A 19,512-nucleotide genomic window follows, 5' to 3' on the forward strand; every position below is an offset into this window, starting at 1 on the left:
CCGTGGGGGGCGGGGTGGTCGAGGCTGTGGTGGGGTGTTTTTGTGGGGTTTTTCCGGCGGGGTGGGGGGCCGGGGGGGGGGGGGGGGGGGGGGCGCCCCCCCCGCGGCCCCGGGGGGGCGGGGGGGCACCCCGCGGCGCCCCGGTGGGCTGTGCGGTCTCCGGGTCGAGCCCGGAATCTGCGGACGCGTCTCCCTGGACCGGGCGTCGCTGCGGCAGCGATACCGGTCCGGCGGCCGGCGCTTCTTGTCGATCCGCGCCGGTCGCCTGCCGGTCCTGGGCAGAGGTGACCGAGCGCACCTCGTCGCCGCCGTGATCGGCCGGTCGCGGTCGCCGCTGCGGCAGGCCGGCGGGAAGCGACGCACCTTCCGACTCCGAAGGATCCGGGCCACCCCCCAGCGCCGACCGACGCTGCGGCAAACTCGCCCGAAGCGACGAAGCCGCCGAATCCGAACTATCCCGCAACCCCGACCGGCGCTGCGGCAGACCGCTCGCACCGAGACCGGGAGACTCTTCGTGCGAGCCCCCGAGGTCCTCGCCCACTGGCGGCGCACCGACGAGCCCGCCCAGCGGCGATTCCGGGCGCTGATCCTCGGTATCCGGAGCTTGCTCACCGCGTCGAGGCCACCGCTGCGCTGGACCAGCGGGAGGCGACGAAGCCGCCGAATCCGAAGGATCCGGGCCACCCCGCAGCCCCGACCGACGCTGCGGCAAACTCGCCCGAAGCGACGAAGCCGCCGAATCCGAACTATCCCGCAACCCCGACCGGCGCTGCGGCAGACCGCTCGAACCGAGACCGGGAGACTCTTCGTGCGAGCCCTCGAACTCCGTCGGCTCGTCGGACCCTTGTGGCGCCTCGACGAGCCCGGCCAGCGGCGATTCCGGGCGCTCTTCCCTGGTTTCGGCCGACTGGTCACCCGCCGCGGGACGTCGCTGCGGCAGACCCGGGCCGGGCACGGTTTCCGACGGGAGCGAGCGATCCTCCGAACCGGACTGTTGCTGCGGCAGACCCGAATCCACCGCCGGCTCTGCCGAAAGGGAGTCGTTCTCGGGCCGCGGGCGCTGCGGCAGACCGGAGCCGGTCGGCAGATCCGACGGGAGCGAGCCATCTTGCGACCGCTGTCGCTTCGGCAACCCGTCGGTACCAGGTGCGATCCCTGCCGACTGCTCGGCAGAGCGGGACGTGCGCTGCGGCAACCCCGAGGACGACGACGGGGCTGCCGGCTCCGGCAGCAGCGGTCCATCGTGTAACCGAGGTTGCCGCTGCGGCAGGTTCGAGTGCGACAGTGCCGGCGACTCCTCGCCGGTCCGCGGCGGGGCATCGGGTCCGCGCTCCGGTGTTTCCCGATGCTGCTCCCCGGCTTCCGCGGCCTGGTCACCTAGCGCCGGACGGCGCCGCGGCAGGCCCGGACCGGCCGAAGGCGAATCATCCCCCGACCGCGGACGCCGCTGCGGCAGGCCGCTCGAGCCCGGTCCAGCAGTGTGCGCACGCGACTCCGCGATGTTCCCCGGCTCCTCACCGACCCGGGACGGATCGGTGGAAAGGGACATCGATGGTTCCGGACGCCGGCCTTCTGCTCCCGCGACCTGTGGGCGGCGCTGCGGTAAGCCCGAACCTGCGGACGAATCCGAGGAGATCGGCACATCCTGCGATCGCCGCTGCGGCAGGTCGCTCAGGGCCGGACGTGGGACCTCCCCTGCCTGATCCGCGAAGTCTCCGGGTTCCTCGCCGCCTTGCGGCCGGCCGGTCGGGCCGGGCATGGAAGCTTCCGCGGGCTGATCTTCTGTCCCCGTGACCTGGTCATCCGCTATCCGGGGGCGACGCTGCGGCAGATCGGCACCGGCGGACGACTCCGACGGCATCGAATCCTCCTGCGAACGCCGACGCCGCGGCGGCAGGCCACTCGGGGCCGGCCCGCGATCATCCAGGTCCGCGGGCGTGGATTGCCGCTGTGGGAGTGCGTCGGCGGCGGGGGCCGGGTCGTCGCCGGCCGGTGGGCGACGCTGCGGCAGACCCGAGCCGGCGGCGGGGAGGTGCTGTGGGCCGGTGACCGGTCGCAGCAGGGAGGTGACCTCGGCGTCCGGGACCGGAGGGAATTCTGGTGCGTGTGTATCGCGGTCCGGGAGAGGATGCCGGTCTGCCGGTGCCTGCGAAGCCGCACCGCCGTCCTGCCGTACCCGACCGTCGGAAGACCCCTCAGCGGGAGAATCGACCGGCGGCTGCCGGTCCGGCGGTGTGCTCGGGCCTGCCGCGGTCTCGTACCCGGCCGGCACGTCCCGGTCGAGGCCAGGTGTCGCGTGTGGATCGGTCGCGGGCGCATACGAGTCGGGACCGGCGGTTGGGTACGCACCGGCGGCGGATGGCGGATACGGCTGCGGCGCCGCGACGGGGGCGGTCGGGCGGAGGCCGTGTTCGGCCAGCCCCCCGAGAGCGCGGACCCAGTGCTCGGCAAAGGTTTTCACATCTTCGCCGACGAAAACCTCGGTGGCGTAGTCGAAGCGGCACAGCAGGCCGTCGTCGGTGACGTCGACGGTCAGGACCAGCGGTACCCCGTCGGCGGGGCCGTCGGTGTGCACCCGGGCGGGCCGCAGGTCGCGGTAGCGCAGCGTGAACCGCCCCGAATCGGCGGCGGCGAATTCGGCGGAGGTCTCCGCACTGAGATAGCGCAGCAGCGCGTACCCGGCACCACCGCCGGGGACCGAGCGGACGAGATCTCGGATCTGGGTGAGCGCGACTCCCGCGGCGGGACCGCCGACCAGCGCGTCGGCCGTATCGATATCGGCCACCTGTACCGAAAGCGGAAACTCGGTGGCGAACCCACCGACCAGATCATCGCTACGGCTCACCAGCGAACGAGCATCGGCGTCGCAGCGCACCAGTGAACCCAGGGCCCGGACCACCGCACCCTGTTCGCCGGTGCGCAGCGCGATCGCGACCGCGGTCAGCAGTACCTCGGGCACGGTGGCCTGGTAGGCGTCGGCGGCGGCGGTCACGGCGGCGGTGCCTTCGGCGGTGATGGCCAGCGATACCCGGCGCCGGGCCCGGAGATCAACGGTCCCCAGGGACCCCGCGGTCCGAGCGCCTGCCAGATTCCGGCGCCACCAGCCGGCCTCGTCGAGGAGATCGATGGACCGAGCGCGCTGATCGAGAGCCTGTACGAGCTGCGGCAGCCGCGTTTCCGAGACCGCGGGCCCGGTATCGCCGGCGATCAGTTCATCGACGATCACCCGCCAGGACCGGTCGTCGACCACGAGACCGTTCGCCACGACCACCAGGCGCCGCGCCGATTCCGCGCCGGTGACCACGAAATGGATATTGCGACCACTCGCCGGGTCGAGGGCGTCCGCGGCTGCCTGCACCACATCGTCGGTCGCGACCGTGTTCTCGCCGGATTCGGCATCGAGCCACCAGTACTGCCGGTCGCCGCGCTGCTCACGCGGCGGAATCCACAGGGTGGGCGACCGATCACTGCTGTCGAGCCGGGCCGACAGCATCGGATGCCGGGTGACCAGCGCACGAACCACTGCTTCGGTGTGATCGAGCGGCCGGTCGGCGGGCAGGTCCAGCACGATCGACCGGACTTCGACCCCCGGCAGCGGATTATCGAGGAGACGGATCACCGTCGGGGTCGGCGGGAGTTCACCGGAAACCTCGGAGCCAACGGAACTCTCGCCCTCGGCCACCGGCGCTCGCTGCGGTTCGGGAACCGCCGTGTCACGCGCGTCCGGGGAAATCTCCGCACCGACTGCCGGAGTATCGCCCTCGCCGGGCTGCGCGCCGTGGACCGTGCCGCCCCCGGAACGCGCACCGGCACCGCCGATACCCTCGATCTCCGGGACACCCGGGTCGGCACCGGAAACGCCGTCTCCCGGCCGGGTACCCGCACCGATCTCTGGCGCGGTAGCCGCGCTGCCGACCGACCGGGTGTCCGCGCGACCGACTACCTCGGTTTCCGCGAACCCGGAAGCCGCACCATCGCCCATATCTGCGGCCGCAGCCCGGATAGCCGGATCACCGGATGCATTCGCACCACCGGCGGTTCCGACACCGATACGGCGGCCGCCGTCCTCCGCAACCCCGGGCGCACCGGCGGAACCGTCGGCAGCCGCAGACCCGCGACCGGCAGCACCGACGATATCGCCGGCCGCAGGGTTTCCACCGGCATGATCGACCATGGCCGTGGCTCGGGCGCCGATACCACCGACCGGATCAACGTCCGCAGTCCCCGGACCCGCACCGCCGGTCGAATCCGCTGCCGCGATTCCATCACCGGCGTCACGAACGCCGTCCGCAGCCGTGGACCGAACACCGGCAGCACCGACCGCGTCGGCATCCGCAGTCCGTGCACCGGTACCACCGGCCACGGACCCGCGACCGGCAGCGCCGACGATATCGACATCTGCAGAGCCGCCACCCGAACGTCCGGTCAGGTCTGCGGCCGAAGCGCGATAACCGGTATCGGTTCCTGCGCCGCGGCTGTCCAGGTGCGCGGCGGATTCCAGCGGACTCGATTCGAGTGCGGTGGTGAGCACCGGAACCAGGTCGGGGTCCGGTAGCAGGGCGAGATCGGGTTCGCCGCCGGAGTTCGACGGAATCCGTTCGACCGTCTGGAACGCCACCGGCAGCAGGGCGGCCGGTAGCAGCCGGGCAAGTGCGGCCCGGACCTGATCGAGGTCTGGATCGGTGCCGGGTTCGGGCACCACGTAGGCCGCCAACCGGCTGCCCGGGGCGGTCGGGTCGCTGCCCGCGGCGACGGTGCGCGCCAGGACCGCGGCATCGGCGATCCCGGGCAGCGTGCGCAGTGCTGCCGCGAGGACGTGCGGCCGGATGCGGTGGCCGCGGAACCGGATCTGGTGGTCGGTGCGACCGAGCAGGTCCAGGCGCTGCGGTGTGGTGTGGGTCGCGTCGCGCCACAGCACCAGGTCACCGGTGCGGTACATGCGCTGGCCGTATCCGAACGGGTTGGCTACGAAGCGGTCTGCGGTCAGTGCCGCCCGGCTCGCGTAACCGCGGGCCAGCTGGTCCCCGGCGAGATACAGTTCGCCGGGCACTCCCGGCGGAACCGGGCGCAGGCGGGAATCCAGGACGTACACGCGGGTGTTCCACTGCGGCAGGCCGATCGGCACCGACCGTTCGGCCGATCCGGCGGCCGGCCAGGAGGTGACCGATACCGCGGTTTCGCAGGTCCCGTACAGGTTGTGCACCTGGGCGCCGCATCGGGCGCGCAGCGCGGAGACGATCTCCGGCGACAGCGGTTCGCCGGTCACGAAGATCTCGCGCAGGCTGCCCACTCGATCGGGGTCGATGAGTTGAGCGAATTCGGCGAGTTCGGCCGGTCCGAAATCGGTGACGGTAACCCCGTGGGCGGTAACGGCTTCGGCGATCCGGCGGGCATTCGCGGGGCCGGTCAGCACCAGTTCGGCACCGGCGCGCAGCGGTAGGAAGAAACCCCATATGGAGGTCGCGGCGGTGGCCGCGTTGCGCTGCAGGTACACATCGGTGAAGCCCAGCGGGGTCTGGGCGAGCATCAAGGTGATCTGGTTGTTGAGGGCGGTATGCGAGAGGACCGCGAGTTCGGGTCCGTCCCCGGCCGCGGATACACACATCACGCAGGCCGCGTTACCGGGCCGCGGCGGCCGGACCAGTTCCGCCGACCGCACCGGTTCGGCGGAGTACTGCCCGAGTTCACCGGAATCGACCAGGAGAACGGGCGCGGATTGCCGGCTCGCGCGCAGGGCCTCCGCGGCCCGGGATTCGCTCGCGCGGTCGGCCAGGACCAGAACCGGTGCGGCGGTATCGAGGACCTGCGCGGTCCAGTGCGCCGGATCGCGCGGGTCCAGCGGCAGGTAGGCGCCGCCCGCGGTGAGCACGGCGTAGATCGCGACCACGAGGTCGGGTGTGTAGCGGGTCGCGATTCCCACCACCGTTTCCGCGCCGACCCCGGCTTCGATCAACCGGCGCGCCAGCCGGTTGACCCGCCCGTCGAATTCCTGGTAGCTCAGTTCGGTTTCCGAATCGGCCACGGCCACCGTATCGGGGCGGATGGCGACGGTGCGGCGGTAGCCGTCGAGCAGGAGTTCCGGCGCCACCGGATAGCGGGTGTCGTTCCACACCACCAGCAGCCGGTCCAGGTCGGCACGCGAGAGCAGATCGATATCGCCGACCGGGCCGTCCGGGTCGCCGCCGGCGACCGTGAGCACCCGCTGGAACCGCCGCGCGACCTCCGCGACGGCGGTGCGCCCGATCTGCTCCGCCGCGAAGCGGAATGCGGCCGCGATTCCGTCCGGGGAGCCGTCGGGTGCCCGGTGCGGGTCGATGACCAGCCGTAGGGCAGCACCGGCCGGTGCGGCGGGAACCTCGACGGGTTCGGTGGCCAGACTCGGCATTTCCAGCCGCGGGATATCGTTGTGCCGCAGCGCGATCGCCACGTCGAAGAGGGGGCCGTCGATACCGAGTGCCTCGGTGAGCAGTTCGAACGGCAGATCCGCGTTCGCGAAGGCACGGCGATCGGATTCCGCGACCCGTTGCACCAGGTCCAGAAAGGATTCGGCCGGATCGATACGGGTGCGCAGTACGACGGTGTTGGCGTAGGGCCCGATCGCGTCGTCGAGTTCGCGTTCGTCACTTCCCCGCACGGAACTGCCGAGCACGATATCGGCGACCGCCGCCGAACGGGCCAGCAGCACCGCGAACGCCGCCCGCAGCACGATGAACTCGGAGGTGCCGGCCCGCTGGGCGATTTCGGCGATCCGGCGATGGGTGCGGGTGCCGATATCGAAGGGGTGTACCCCTTCGCCGGTGGCACCGGCCGTGGTATCGGCCGGGAATTCCAGCCGCGGGGGCAGTTCGGCCAGGTAGTCGCGCCAGTACGCGAGCCGCCGGGCGGCGAGTGAACCCGGGTCGGTGATATCGCCGAGTTCGGCGCGGCGCCCGAGGAAATAGTCGAGGTATTGGATCGACAGCGGCTGCCACAGCGGCCGCGACCGGTTGCGCCGGCCGAGGAATGCCCGCAGCAGATCCCGTAACAGCAGCCCGGCCGAGACGTCGTCGGCGAGAATCCGGTGGATCACCACCGCGACCACATGTTCCCGCGGACCCAGCTCGGCCAGCGCGAACCGTACCGGGACCTGCTCGGGGTCGGCGGCGTCGAAATCGGTCTGCGACAACGCGTGCAGCCATTCGGCCAGGCCCGCGGCGGGTACCGGTTCGGCGACCACTTCGGGCACGGCCTGTTCGCGGGGCAGGACCACTTGCTGCGGTTCGCCGCCGGTCGCCGGGTAGACGGTCCGCAGGGTTTCGTGCCGGTCGACCACATCGGCGACGGCGGCCTGCATGGCCGTGTCGTCCAGGTTTCCGGTCAGGCGCATCGCCGCGGTGATCGTTTCGACGGCGGTACCGGGTGAGCTCTGGTTGTGTTCCCACAACCGCCGCTGCCCGGGTGAGAGCGGGATGGTGGCGGGACGGTCCACGACGGTCGGCGGCCCGGTCGGCCGGGTCTCGTCCGCCCCGCCGCCCGGGTCGGACGGAGTCGCCGGTCCGCCGGCGGAGCGGCTCGGCAGCTCCGTTTCCGCGGACCAGGCGGGTGGTGCCGCCCAGTCCGGCCGGCTCGACAGTGGCTGCGCGGAGTGGTCCGGTTCCTGTTCGGCGGAGAGTGGGTTCTCGTAGAAGGCGGTGGCGTCACTGGGGATGGACGCGGAGGTGCTCCGAACCGGGAGAGCGCCGGCGCTGCCCGGCGATCGGGTCGGCGCGCCGGGCAGTCGATCCGCGGCACCCGGCCACGGGTCCGCAGCGCCGGCGAACCGGTCCCCGGGATCATCCGGGCCACCCGGCGGTCCAGGGAGTTGCTGACCGCTACGTAGCCAGTCGTCGGTCGGGTCCCCGAGCCGGTGCCGGTCGGGGGACGCGGCGAATTCCGGATCGGACAATCCCGAATCGGCGAAGTCCAGGTGGTCTGCCTGTTCGGCCGCACCGCGTGCTGCTGCTTCCGGGGTGTCGTACAGCCCGGGGCCGGGCGAATCGGCGGCCGGCGATTCGAAAGGCTGCGCCTCGCCCCGGGAACCACGGCCCGACAGCGTGTGCTGACGGTCGGGCATCTCCAGGTAGCCGCGGCCCCGCAGCTCCATATCCCGCTGTTCGGAGGCCAGCCGGCTGCCCTTCTCCGGTATGGAGTCCGGGAACGGCTGATCGGTGTTACCGCCGAAGCCACGCTCCGGGGATACCGGGTCCGGCGGACTACTCGGTCCGAGATCCGTTGCCGGTGGCGCGGATGTGCCGGGTTCGAAACCCGGCCCGGATGGCTCGAATGCGCCCCCTGGCCGATCGGCGTCATGAGCCTGACGGCCAGGGTCCGCCGAGTCCCGGATAGGGAGGCTCTGTTCGTAATCGGGTGGTCCATCCGCCGGCCACCTGCTCGGCGCTGCGGTGTTTTCCTGCGGCAACGGGAGCTCGCTCGCCGCGGAGGCAACCGTCTCGTCGCGAAGCCGCGATATCGCGGCGGGGCCGTCGAGAGCCGGTAACTCGACCCGTCCCACATACTCCAGGACCCCGCCGGTTCCGCGGACCACCAGGTCACCGGTGCGGTAGAGCCGGGAACCGTCCTCGGCGAACGGGTCGGCGACCAGTAGTTGCGCAGTCCGCCCGGGCCGGCGGTGGTAACCGCGCGCCAATTGCAGACCACCCAGGTACAACTCACCCACCGCGCCGTCGGGGACCGCGTTGAGCTGCTCGTCCAGAATATGCGCCGTGACCCCGCGAATCGGGGCGCCGAGGGTCGGCGGGCCGCCCGGAGTCAGCGGTGAGCTGATACCGGTCATCACGGTGACCTCGGCCGGGCCGTACCCCTGGTAGAGGGCCCGGGGCGAACCACCGGTGACCGGAATCGCCCACCGCTGTACGGACTCGGGCGGACACGGCCGCCGGCCGGCGATCACCACGCCCAGTTCGTCCAGCCCGGTGGGGTCGATCAGCTCCAAAGCGTCGGCGGGCAGGTAGGCATGGGTCACGCCGGTGCGCCGCAGCAGTGCCGCCAGTTCGTCGGCCCGCGAGACCAGCGGCGACACCACGACCATGGTCGCCGCGCCGCCCAGCGCCAGCAGCAGTTCCAGTACCGACGAATCCGAGGGCAGCGGGGCGAAGTTCAGTGTGCGGTCATCGGGTTCCACCCGGTAGCGGCCCTGCTGTTCGCTACAGAGACCGGACAGTCCGGCCTGGGTCACCACGACCCCGTCCGGCAGGGTCTCACCGTCGGCGACATAGGTGACGTAGGCGGGATGTTCGGCGCGCAGCGGACGGACCCGGTCGGCGTAGGTGACCGCGTCGGCGGAGAACTGCTCCAGCGAACGGGCGGTATCGACCGTGTCGACCTGCAACCATTCGATTTCTTCCGGCAGTTCGTTGCGCACCCAGGACACCGCCAGGCCGTAGACGGCACCGGCGTCGACGAGCAGGTGCGCGACCCAGGCCGGTGGATAGGCCGGGTCGATCGGGACGAACCCGGCACCGGTCTTGGCCACCGCCCATACCGCGAGAACCGCGTCCAGCGAACGCGGAATGGCCACCGCTACCAGGTCCTCCGGGCCGATACCGCGGGCTATCAGCGCTCGGGCCAACCGGCTGGACCAGGCGTCCAGATCGGCGTAACCGACCTGTTCCAGTGGCCCGGTACCGTCGGCGAGGACGAGTGCGACGCCATCGGGATTGGTTTCGACGGCATTGGCGATCAGTTGCGGCAGAGTGGTCACGCGGGGCCGCCGGGTTCGCTGCGGTCTGGTCCGGACCGGCCGCGTCATGCTGCGCTCCGTAGGTGGTCATACCGCTGACCGACTACCGCATCCATCTGTCCGCCTCGCCTGCCTATCGCACTTCACCGCCGCGCCGACCGTGGCCGCGGCATGGTGGCAGCCTGCCACAACGCGCCGGTCCCCGGTATGGCACCCGGCAGGTTACCGCCCCGGCCCCGGTTCGACCATCCGGTGACCGTAGCCGAACCGGCGGACCGTCAGCCGAACAGAGCCGGCGGGTCCAGCACGCAGGGGACCCCGTCCCAGGCCGGTCCGGGCCGGCCGTCGTCCGCCAGGATCAGTGCCGTGAGGTCGTGCAGTGAACCGCGATCGAGAACCGCGAGTCCCTCGCCGTCGGACCAGAGATGGGTGATCCATTCCTCGGCGGGAGTCACATTCCGGGGGCTGCCGGGGAGCAGTACCACCGAGGCACCCGCGGCGCCCGCCGCCACGATCTCGGTCACCGCGGCGGGACCGTCGCCGCGGCCGTAACCGTATGTCCTGGCCTCGTAGGTCAACTCGGTGGCGGCGTGTACCCGCGCTACCGCGGTCGCCAATCGGTCGTAGGTCACCCGCCGGCCGGTAACGTCCACCACCACGAGATCACCGCCGCGCAGCGGCCGGATCCGGTGCGCGTGGGTGACCGGCCGCGGGGACTGGCGGCCGATCTCGGAACGCACCGCGGGATCGTCCAGTACCAACCACTCCGCATCCGGAGTCCGCGGGGGCGCGGCCACCGCCAGCCCGACCTCCACCACCAGACCCGCGGTCGCCGCCACCGATACGGCGTCGGCGGGCACCAGTGCCGCACCGGCTTTGAGTACCGCCCAGGTGGCCACCACCGCGTCCATACCGCGCTCGAGCGCGGTCACCACCCCGGTTCCCGGGCCGCACCCACGGGCGATCAGGGCTCGCGCCAGCCGGGACGATCGGGTATCCAGTTCCTGGTAGGTCATCACCTCGTCGCCGCGGACCACCGCCGGTCCTGCCGGGTCGTCTTCCACGGAGACGGCAAGGGTCCGGGCGAGCGCGACTCCTGCGGTCGCTGCCGGAACCACCGGTCCGGGCGCGAATACGGCATCCGTCGTATGCGGCGGGCCGAAGGCGTCGCCGACCGACAGGGCTCCCGCCGAACCCGCCCATTCGTCGACGTCGGTATGGCCGACGGCATCCCGCGCACCGACCGGTTCGGCGGCGGGCACCCCGTTTCCTGTACCCGCCACAACATCGGCCTCGGCGGCCGAGGCGGTCTCCGGCGAATCCACTCCGGCAGCGGTGGCATGGCCGGCTGTGCTTCCCCGGCCGGACCGATCAGCAGCAGGCGCCGTACTTCCCGCCGCCACAGCGGTCTCGACGAACGCCCCGGGTCCCAGGGGACTTGCCTCGACAACAGGTTCGGCAGCGGGGCCGGTCGCGCCCACCGGATCGACCCATTCGGCCGCACGCGGGATGTCTCCCGTATCCCGTGCAGCGTCCGTACCACCTGCCGCGATATGCCTCGAACCTGCCGGACCATCTGCTCGGCCGCCGGGCGTAGTGCCCGGCAGGCCCGGTGGGACAGCCGATCCGGCGGCAGGCGCGACGTCCGCTGTATCGGCCGGTTCGGCGGCGAGCGTGTATTCGGAGTCGCCGGTGAGATCGATTTCGCCCACCCGCGTCCGCGGCTCCGCGGCAACCGCGGTGAGGATTCGGGTCAGCTGCTCGCCGAACGAGAGCACCGTCTCCTCGTCGAACAGATCGGTGCGGTACGCCAGCGTGATCCGGAGCTCGCCGGGGGATCCGTCGTTGTCGAGGCGCGGATCCAGATCGATGCGCAGATCGACCTCCACGTCCGAGATGCCGTGATCCAATCCGCGGACCGCGAGCCCGGGAAGGTTCACGACGGCAGGCTCGTCGAGTTGCGACACCAACACACCGAACAGCGGTTGGCGCGCGGGGGTTACCGCCTCACGGACCTGTTCGAACGGAACATCGGCGTTGGCGGATGCCGCCAGATTCGTTTCCCGGGTGCGGTCCAGGAGTTCGGTGAATGTCTGGGTGGCTCGTACCCGGGTTCGCACGGCGACCGTATTCGCGAACCGGCCGACCAGTTCGGCAAGTGCCGGTTCGTCGCGACCGGCGATCCGGCGGCCGACCGCGATATCACCGGCGCCCGTGAGCCGATGCAGCAGCGCGGTCACCGCCGCATGCAAGGTCAGGAGAAGAGTGGCGCCGCGCTCCTCGGCCAGTGCGTCCAGCGACCGATGTACCTGCGCGGGGAGGACGAAATCGGTTGCCGCGTCGGGTAGCGACATCCGTTCGGGGCGCAGCCGGTCCGCGGGCAGCTCGCTGCCCCCGGTCGCGCCGCGCAACTGTTCCCGCCAGTAATCCAATTGCTGCGCTGCGACGGATGTCTCGTCGCCTTCTTCGCCGAGCAGGGCGCGCTGCCAGATCGCGTAGTCCGCGTACTGCACCGACAGCGGCGACCAGCGCGGTGATTCCCCGCTCACCCGCGCCAGGTACGCGGTCATCAGATCCCGCATCAACGGCGCCGGCGATGCACCGTCCGCGGCGATCCGGTGCGCGACCAGAGCGAGGACGTGTTCGTCGTCACCGGTGGCGAGCAGCAGCCCGCGGATCGGCGCCGCGGCGGTGATATCGAAAGCGGTGGCGCGTAATTCGGCGATCCGGCCGGTGACGTCGTCGGTGTCCGCGAGCTCGAGACCGCCGCGCAGCACCTGGGCCACCGGCAGGATCTCCTGATACGGCAACCCGTCCGGACCTGCCGGGTAGCGGGTGCGCAGCGGTTCGTGTCGTTCCAGGACATCCGAGATCGCGTACCGCAGCGCCGAGGTGTCGAGCGCACCGGTGAGCCCTACGGCCAGCACGATATTGTGCGCGCCCGGGTCGGCCCTGCCACGCAGCCATATCCGGTGCTGGTTGGGCGCGAGCGGAATCCGTTCCGGCCGGTCGGCCCGGCCCAGGGACGGCCGCTGCGTCGTCCGGGCCGCCCCGGGTACCACCCGGGCGGCCAGCGCGGAAACAACGGGAGCGTCGAATACCGCGCGCAGGGTGAGATCGGCACCCAGTGTCTCGTTGATGCGGGCCACCGCCCGGCTCGCCAGCAGCGAATTGCCGCCGAGGGCGAAGAAGTCGTCGTCCGCGCCGATCCGGTCGTGGCCGAGCAGCTCGGTGAACACCTCGGCGACAACGGCTTCCGTACGACCTGCGGGTTCCGTATAGGGTGCACGTTCGTCGGCAGGTTCTGGCCGCACCCCATCAACCGCTTCCAGCCCGGCCTGCGGCCGGCGACCGGTGTACTCCAGATTGGCACGCCCGGCGAACCCGGCCCACCGCCCGAAATCCCCGGAACGGTACATCCGCGACCCCGGCGCACCGAAGGGGTCGGCCACGAACCGGGTCGCGGTGTATCCGGGCCGGTCCAGGTAGCCGCGGGTCAATTGGGCACCCGCCACGTAGATCTCGCCGGGTACGCCCACCGGCGCGGGCTGTAGCCGATCGTCCAGGACGAGCGCGTCCAGGCCCGGCAGTGCGCGTCCGACAACACTGGCCGGATTGTCGACCAGATGCTCGTCCAAGGTCAGGTACGAGGCGTGCACGGTGGTTTCGGTGGTGCCGTACATATTCACCACCCACGGCGCGTTCCCTTCGCCGCCCGCGGAGGCACCGTGCCGCTCGTACCAAGGGCGCAGCCGGCGCAGATCGAGTGCCTCACCGCCCAGCACCACATACCGCAGGGCGGGTGGAGCGCTGTCACCGGCGGCATACGCGTCCCGGTCGGCCTCGGCGAACCGGTAGAACGCCGAGGGCGTCTGGCCGATCACCGTGACCCGCTCGCGTACCAGTAGTTCGCGGAAGCGCTCCGGCGAGTCTGCGGTCGTCTCGTCGACCACCACCACGCAGCCACCGCCGGCGAGAGCACACCACAGCTCCCAAACCGAGAAGTCGGAGGTGACGGGGTGGAACAGCGCCCATACATCGGCGTCGTCGAAATCGAACAGCAGTTGGGTGTTCGCGAACAGCTCCACCACATTGCGATGAGTTACGCCCGCGTAGCCGGTGGGGCCCGAGGTGTGCGCGGCACAGATCAGGTTCCCGGGCCGCAGTGGCGCACGCCGGTCGGCATCGGTGACCGGATCCGCGGTGTGGTGGGCGGTTTCTTCCACGGTCACCACGGGAAGGCCGGCGGGTGCCGCGTTCCGCATCGCCTCGGTGGTGAGCACAGCGACCGGCCGCGTTTCGGAAAGCAGGGGTCGCGGCCAGGGCAGTGCGGTGTCGATCGGCAGGTACGCGGCACCGGCCAGCAGTACACCCAGCAGGGCGACCGGCAGTTCCTCGGTCCGCGGAACGGCCACCGCCACCAGGGTTTCCGGGCCGGCTCCCGCCTCGATCAAAACGCGGGCCACCCGGTAGGAGCGGTCGAGCAGTTCGTCGAAACGCAGTACCACGTCGCCGGATCGCACGGCCGGGGCCGCCGGGTCCAGGCGCGCGCGGGCCTCGATCAGATCGACCAGTGTCACCGGTGGCACCGCGGCGCCGGAGCTGTTCCATTCGCGCAGTACGAGTTCGCGTTCCCCGGGGAAGAGCAGGTCGATATCCCCCACGACGACACCGGGGTCGGCGGCCACGGCGCTCAGGATGCGGAGCAGCCGGTCGGCGTGATCTCCGACGGTCGGCGCGTCGAACAGGTCGCGGGCGTAGGTGAAGGTGAGGGTGGCGCCGGCCCCGACGGCCACCAGGTCGACGCGAAGATCCAGTTTCTCCGGCAGCTCGGCGGGTTCACTGTCGGTCGAGAGCAGAACGCGGAAGGGTGGCCGGCCGGCCACCGTGCGGAGGGTGTCGATCAAATGGACGAGCCGTTCGCTGCCCCGGCCGGCCGTGCCCAGGGCCGCGGCACCGGCTTCCCTGGCCTCGACCAGTAGCGCGTCGAAACCGTCCGCCGGGTTCACTTCGGTGTGCAGGACCGAAAGTCCCGCCGCGGACCCCTTGGTCGCGTAGGCCCCCACCGCGGTTTCCCGGTGCCCGGACAGCCGCGCCAGCAATACGGCCAGAGCCGCCTGTACCACGGTGAAATCGTTCGTATCGTAGTGTCCGGCCGCGATATTCAGTGCGTCGTGCAGTTCGTCGTCGAGTTCCCGGCGCAGCACTGCGCTGCGCCGGGACGCGGTGGCGGGTCGCGGCCGGTCGGCGGGTAGCTCACCGTGGCCGGCCACCGCGGCGGGAGCGCGCCACCAGCCCACGGCCGGAACGGAGACCTGCGCGGGTACGGCCAGCAGCTGTCCCACGAGCGCCCGCAGCAGCCCCGAGAGTGCCTGCGCGGAGAGTTCGGCGACAGTGTCGCGGCGGTAACACAGCCGAAGCAGCAACCGGTCACTCGACTCCACCACCAGGGTCACCGGGTAGTGACTGTCGATCCGGGTGGTGAGATCGACGACCTCCAGACCGTCGAGCGCACCGGCCGCGGCGCACAACCCGGCCGCGTCCACCGGGTCGGGGTCGAAGGCGAGCACGGTATCGAAAAGGTGGGCGGCTCCCGGTGGAATACCGGCCGGATCGAGATAGTGGTGTTCGAGCAGGGTCGCCTGTTCGGACTGGACCCTGGTGAGCAGTTCCCGCACTGTCCAGCCGGACTCCACCCGTACCCGCACCGGAATCGTATCGGCCAGTAGCCCCGCCATCCGATCCGATCCGCCCAGCTCTCGCGGCCGGACCGGTACGACGGCGCCGAAGACGATATCCGCGCGGCCGGTAAGACTCGCCAGGACCAGCGCCCACAGCGCCCGCATCACGGTTTCGACCGTGACACCGGAGGCCACCGCGTAGGCGGCCATCGCGACTGTCTCCTCCTCGCCGAGCGCGTGCGTCGTTTCTCCGTACCCGCTGTCCGGCTCCGCCGGCGGGGAGAGTACCGCGGCGAGTTCGGTGGGCCGGGCTCCGCGCAGTACCTCCGACCAGCGCGCGCGAGCGGCCTCGGCGTCGCCGTGCCCGCGCCACCGGAGGTATTCGCGATAGGCCGGCGGCTCGGGCAGTGCCGCCCCGTCGCCGTGCAGCGCGTACAGGGTCAGCAGATCGCGCAGCAGAATCGCCGCCGACCCGGTGTCGAACAGCAGCGGGTGCGCGACCAGAACGCAATGCGTACGCCCGGTTACCGTGCGATAGACCGTGAACCGCAAGGGTGGCGCGCTGTCCACGGCGAACCCGGCGCGATGTTCGGCGGCCAGCAGTTCGGCCATCTCGTAGTCGCCGACATCGTCGACCACCCGCCACGGCACCTCGGCGGTTTCGATGACCAACTGCACCGGGGTCCCGTCGGCCCCGGTGGTGAATACCGAACGCAGCGCCGGATGCCGGTCGGCGAGCGCCTGCGCGGCACTGTGCAGGCGGTCGAGATCGAGAACACCGCCCAGTTCCAGCGCGAACAACATCGCGCCGGCACCGGAACCGTCCGCGGTGAGCTGGGAACGGAAGAACAGTCCGGTGCCCAGCGGCCCCAGCGGAAGCACCTCCACCAGGCGCGGGTGTACCGCCCGCCATGCCTCCAGCTCCGCGTCCGCCACTGGTATCAGCGGCGAATCGAACCCACCCGCGGCAGGGCCTCCGGCGTGCCGGGCCAGCGCGCGTAGCGCGGCCAGCCAGTCACCGGCCAGCTCACGGACCGCGGATTCGTCGAGGATATCCGCGAGATAACCGAACACCACGGTCATCGCACCGTCGGCTCGGACGGCGGCGTCGATATCGACGACCAGGTCCACCGGCATACCGGGATCGGGTTCGGCCGGGAAATCGCCCAGCTCATCGGTCGGTGACCAGGCCGGGCCGGTTCGCTCGGCCACTCCCCCAGCGCGGCAGGTGAAGCCGATCTGCGCGGGTGCCGCGCCGGGCTCGCCGGGGGCCGGCCGGTACAGCGAGCCGAAACCGGTTCCCCCGTCCGGCACCGCGCCGAGCTGCTCGCATACGGTCTGCACCAGCGCGGCGGTTTCGCCGCCACCACGTAATGCCGCATCCGCGGGGATACCGGACAGGTCCAGAGCCACGGGGTATTCGGTGCTGAATCGGCCGACGGTCCGGCCGAGATCGGCATCGGACAGTACGGACGACGAGCGGCTGTCGCCCGCGAGCCGGATCCGGGTTACGGCACAGTCCACCCCGCGCCGTAACCGCCAAGTCCGCACCGCCAACGCCAGCGCAGCCACCAGCGGATCAACGGCACCGGTACCGTACCGGTCCGGCAGCTCGGCCCGGACCTTCCCGGCGATCTCGGCCGGAACCTCGACCGCGAACCGGCACACCGCCGCGTGGGTATCGGTGGCGGGGTCCACCGCGCGGGCACCGATCAGCGGGTCGGGCGTGGCCAGGACACTGCGCCAGTAGGCGTTTTCGCTTGCCCGATCCGTGGTGGCCAGCGTATGCGTGCAGTTCCGGAACGACACCCCGGTGGGCGGGAGTTCGACGTCCCGGCCGGAAGCTATCCGATCCCAGGCCCGGGCCAGATCGCCGATGACGATACGCCAGGACGCCGCGTCCACGACGTACTCGTGCATCGCCAGCAGCAGCGCATCCCGCGCGCCGGGTCGGCGGAGCCAGGTGGCAGCGACCATCCGGCCACCCAGCGGGTCCAATTGCGCCACAGCGGAATTGGTCGCCGCCCGGACGATGTCGGCCGACCCGGTACCGCCGCGGTCCCCCGGAACCTCGACCTCGGATATCAGCGCCGCCGGCAGATGATCGGGCACCTCGAAGCGGTATCGGTCGCCCTCGGCCACCACCCGGGCGTGCAACATATCGTGCCGGGCCAGTACCGCGCCGACGGTGGCGGCCAGGCCGGCGCGATCGATACCTTCCGGCAGCGACAGCACCACGCTCTGCGCGAATCCCGGAAACACCCCGGCGGCCAGGTAGCGGTCGAGGACGGGAGTCAGCGGGACCTCGTACGCGCCCCCGGCTCCCGTCTCGGCCCACGTCCCGGCGTAGCCCGGCCGTCCCCCGCCGGCCACCGACCCGCTGCCGTCCGCCAGGGCTGAACCGGCCGGCACGTCAGCACCGCTCGGCAGTTCCGGGACGCCCGATGGCTCCGGGTTGCCCGGCGGTTCCAGCTGCCACCGAGTCGCGGGGCGTCCGCGGGCGACGAACTCCGTTTCGGATACCGTGTCGGCCCCGGTCACCGTGGCGGCGTGCCCGCGGGCCGAGGGATGGGCAGCCGGCTGCTGGAACAGCGACGCCGGCAGCCCACCGCGATGGTCGAGTCCGCCTGCGGGAGTCAGCGGGATATCGTCCAGGTGCACGAATGTGGCGGGAACATCGGACGCGGGTAGCGAAGCGGACAGCCCGCCGTAGTCCGACAAGGTTTCATTGGGCGGCACCACATTCGATACCGGTGCCGCCGCCACCGACGGCAGTTCCTTCCCCGCGGTCACGGCGTATCCGACGGCATCGTGGCGGGCGGGCGCATTGTCTGTGTCTCCGAGTCCGGAGCCGTGCGGCCCCACCCGGGAATCGACGTGACTCACGAACTCGATTTCCGGGCCCCGCGGTGTTTCGACGTGCCGGGCCAGGTCACCCGTGCGGTACATCCGGGCGCCCGGCCTGCCCATGCCGCTGGGTACGGCCACGAAACGTGCCGCGCTCCGTGCGGGCAGATTGGAATAGCCCTGCGCCAGGACCGTTCCCGCCAGATAGAGTTCGCCCACCTCGCCCGCGGGGACCGGCCGTAACCGGGCGTCGAGAACCAGCAGCTCGGCCCCGTGCGCCGCAGTACCGATGGTGCGCGCCGCACCCGGAAGCGCCGGTCCGGTACTCGTGGCGACGATCCCGGCTTCGGAACAGCCATAGGAGGTGACGAGGCAGTGTTCCGCCGCCCAGCGCCCGGCGGGCGCGGATCCGTTCCGGTCGCCTACGACGGCGACGAGCGCGAGATCTTCGAGCCCGGCGGGGTCCACCGATTCCGCGACGGCCGCGGTGGTGATCAGGTGGGTCACCTGTTCCCGGTGGATGAGTTCGCCCAGTTCACGCCCGCCGGAAACACCGGCCGGGGCGATCACCAGGGTCGCACCCGCGGTACAGGTGAGCAGTAATTCGAGCACCGCGATATCGACCGTCGGCGGGCAGCTGTGCACGACCTGGGAATCACTGGATATCCCATAGCTGTCGCCGACCGCGGCGACCACCGCGCCGAGTCCGGCGTGCGGCACCACGACACCTACAGGTTCGTCATCGGCGGGGCCGCGGGTGTAGGCGATATACGCCGGATGCCACTCGTCGAGCGGCCGGATCCGGTCGGCGTAGGAGATGGGGTGGCGGGGCCGCCGGGCGATCCGGTCGGCCTGGACCGGATCATCGAGTTCGATCCAGTACAGGGCACGACCGAGGACCCGGCGGAATTCCGAGGTGGTCAGGCCGAAGGCCGCCCCCGAGTCGGTGGCGATATACGCGATCCGGTCGGCCGGATCGGTCGGGTCGATGACGACGTGGGCCGCACCGGTTTTCGCGACGGCCCATACCGACAGCACCGATTCCGGACTACGCGCGATCCCGATCGCCACCACATCGCCCGGCCCGATTCCCCGTTCGATCAGTTCCCGCGCAACCTGCGAGGACCGCTCGTCGAGTTCCCGATAGGTCAGCTCGCGCTGATCGGCGGGCGCGCCGGTGGGGTTGTAGCGGATCGCCACCTCGTCCGGGGGGGGGTAAAACCCCCCCGGGAGCCAAAGGGCGGGAGGGGGGGGGGCCGCCCCCCC

General features: G+C 71.3%; 1 protein-coding gene and 1 pseudogene. Both read right to left on the reverse strand.

Annotated elements, in window-relative coordinates; all coding sequences use genetic code 11:
• Positions 1-9,787, reverse strand: a 9,787-nt coding sequence (locus QH195_RS08770; protein WP_280434985.1) for an AMP-binding protein, incomplete at its 3' end; no start/stop codon positions are given.
• A 209-nt stretch (positions 9,788-9,996) separates the two neighbouring features.
• Positions 9,997-19,446: pseudogene (locus tag QH195_RS08775) on the reverse strand (condensation domain-containing protein); the annotation flags it as partial.
• Positions 19,447-19,512 lie beyond the last annotated feature (66 nt).

The sequence above is a fragment of the Nocardia carnea genome, from assembly GCF_029868855.1.
GTDB lineage: Bacteria > Actinomycetota > Actinomycetes > Mycobacteriales > Mycobacteriaceae > Nocardia > Nocardia carnea_A.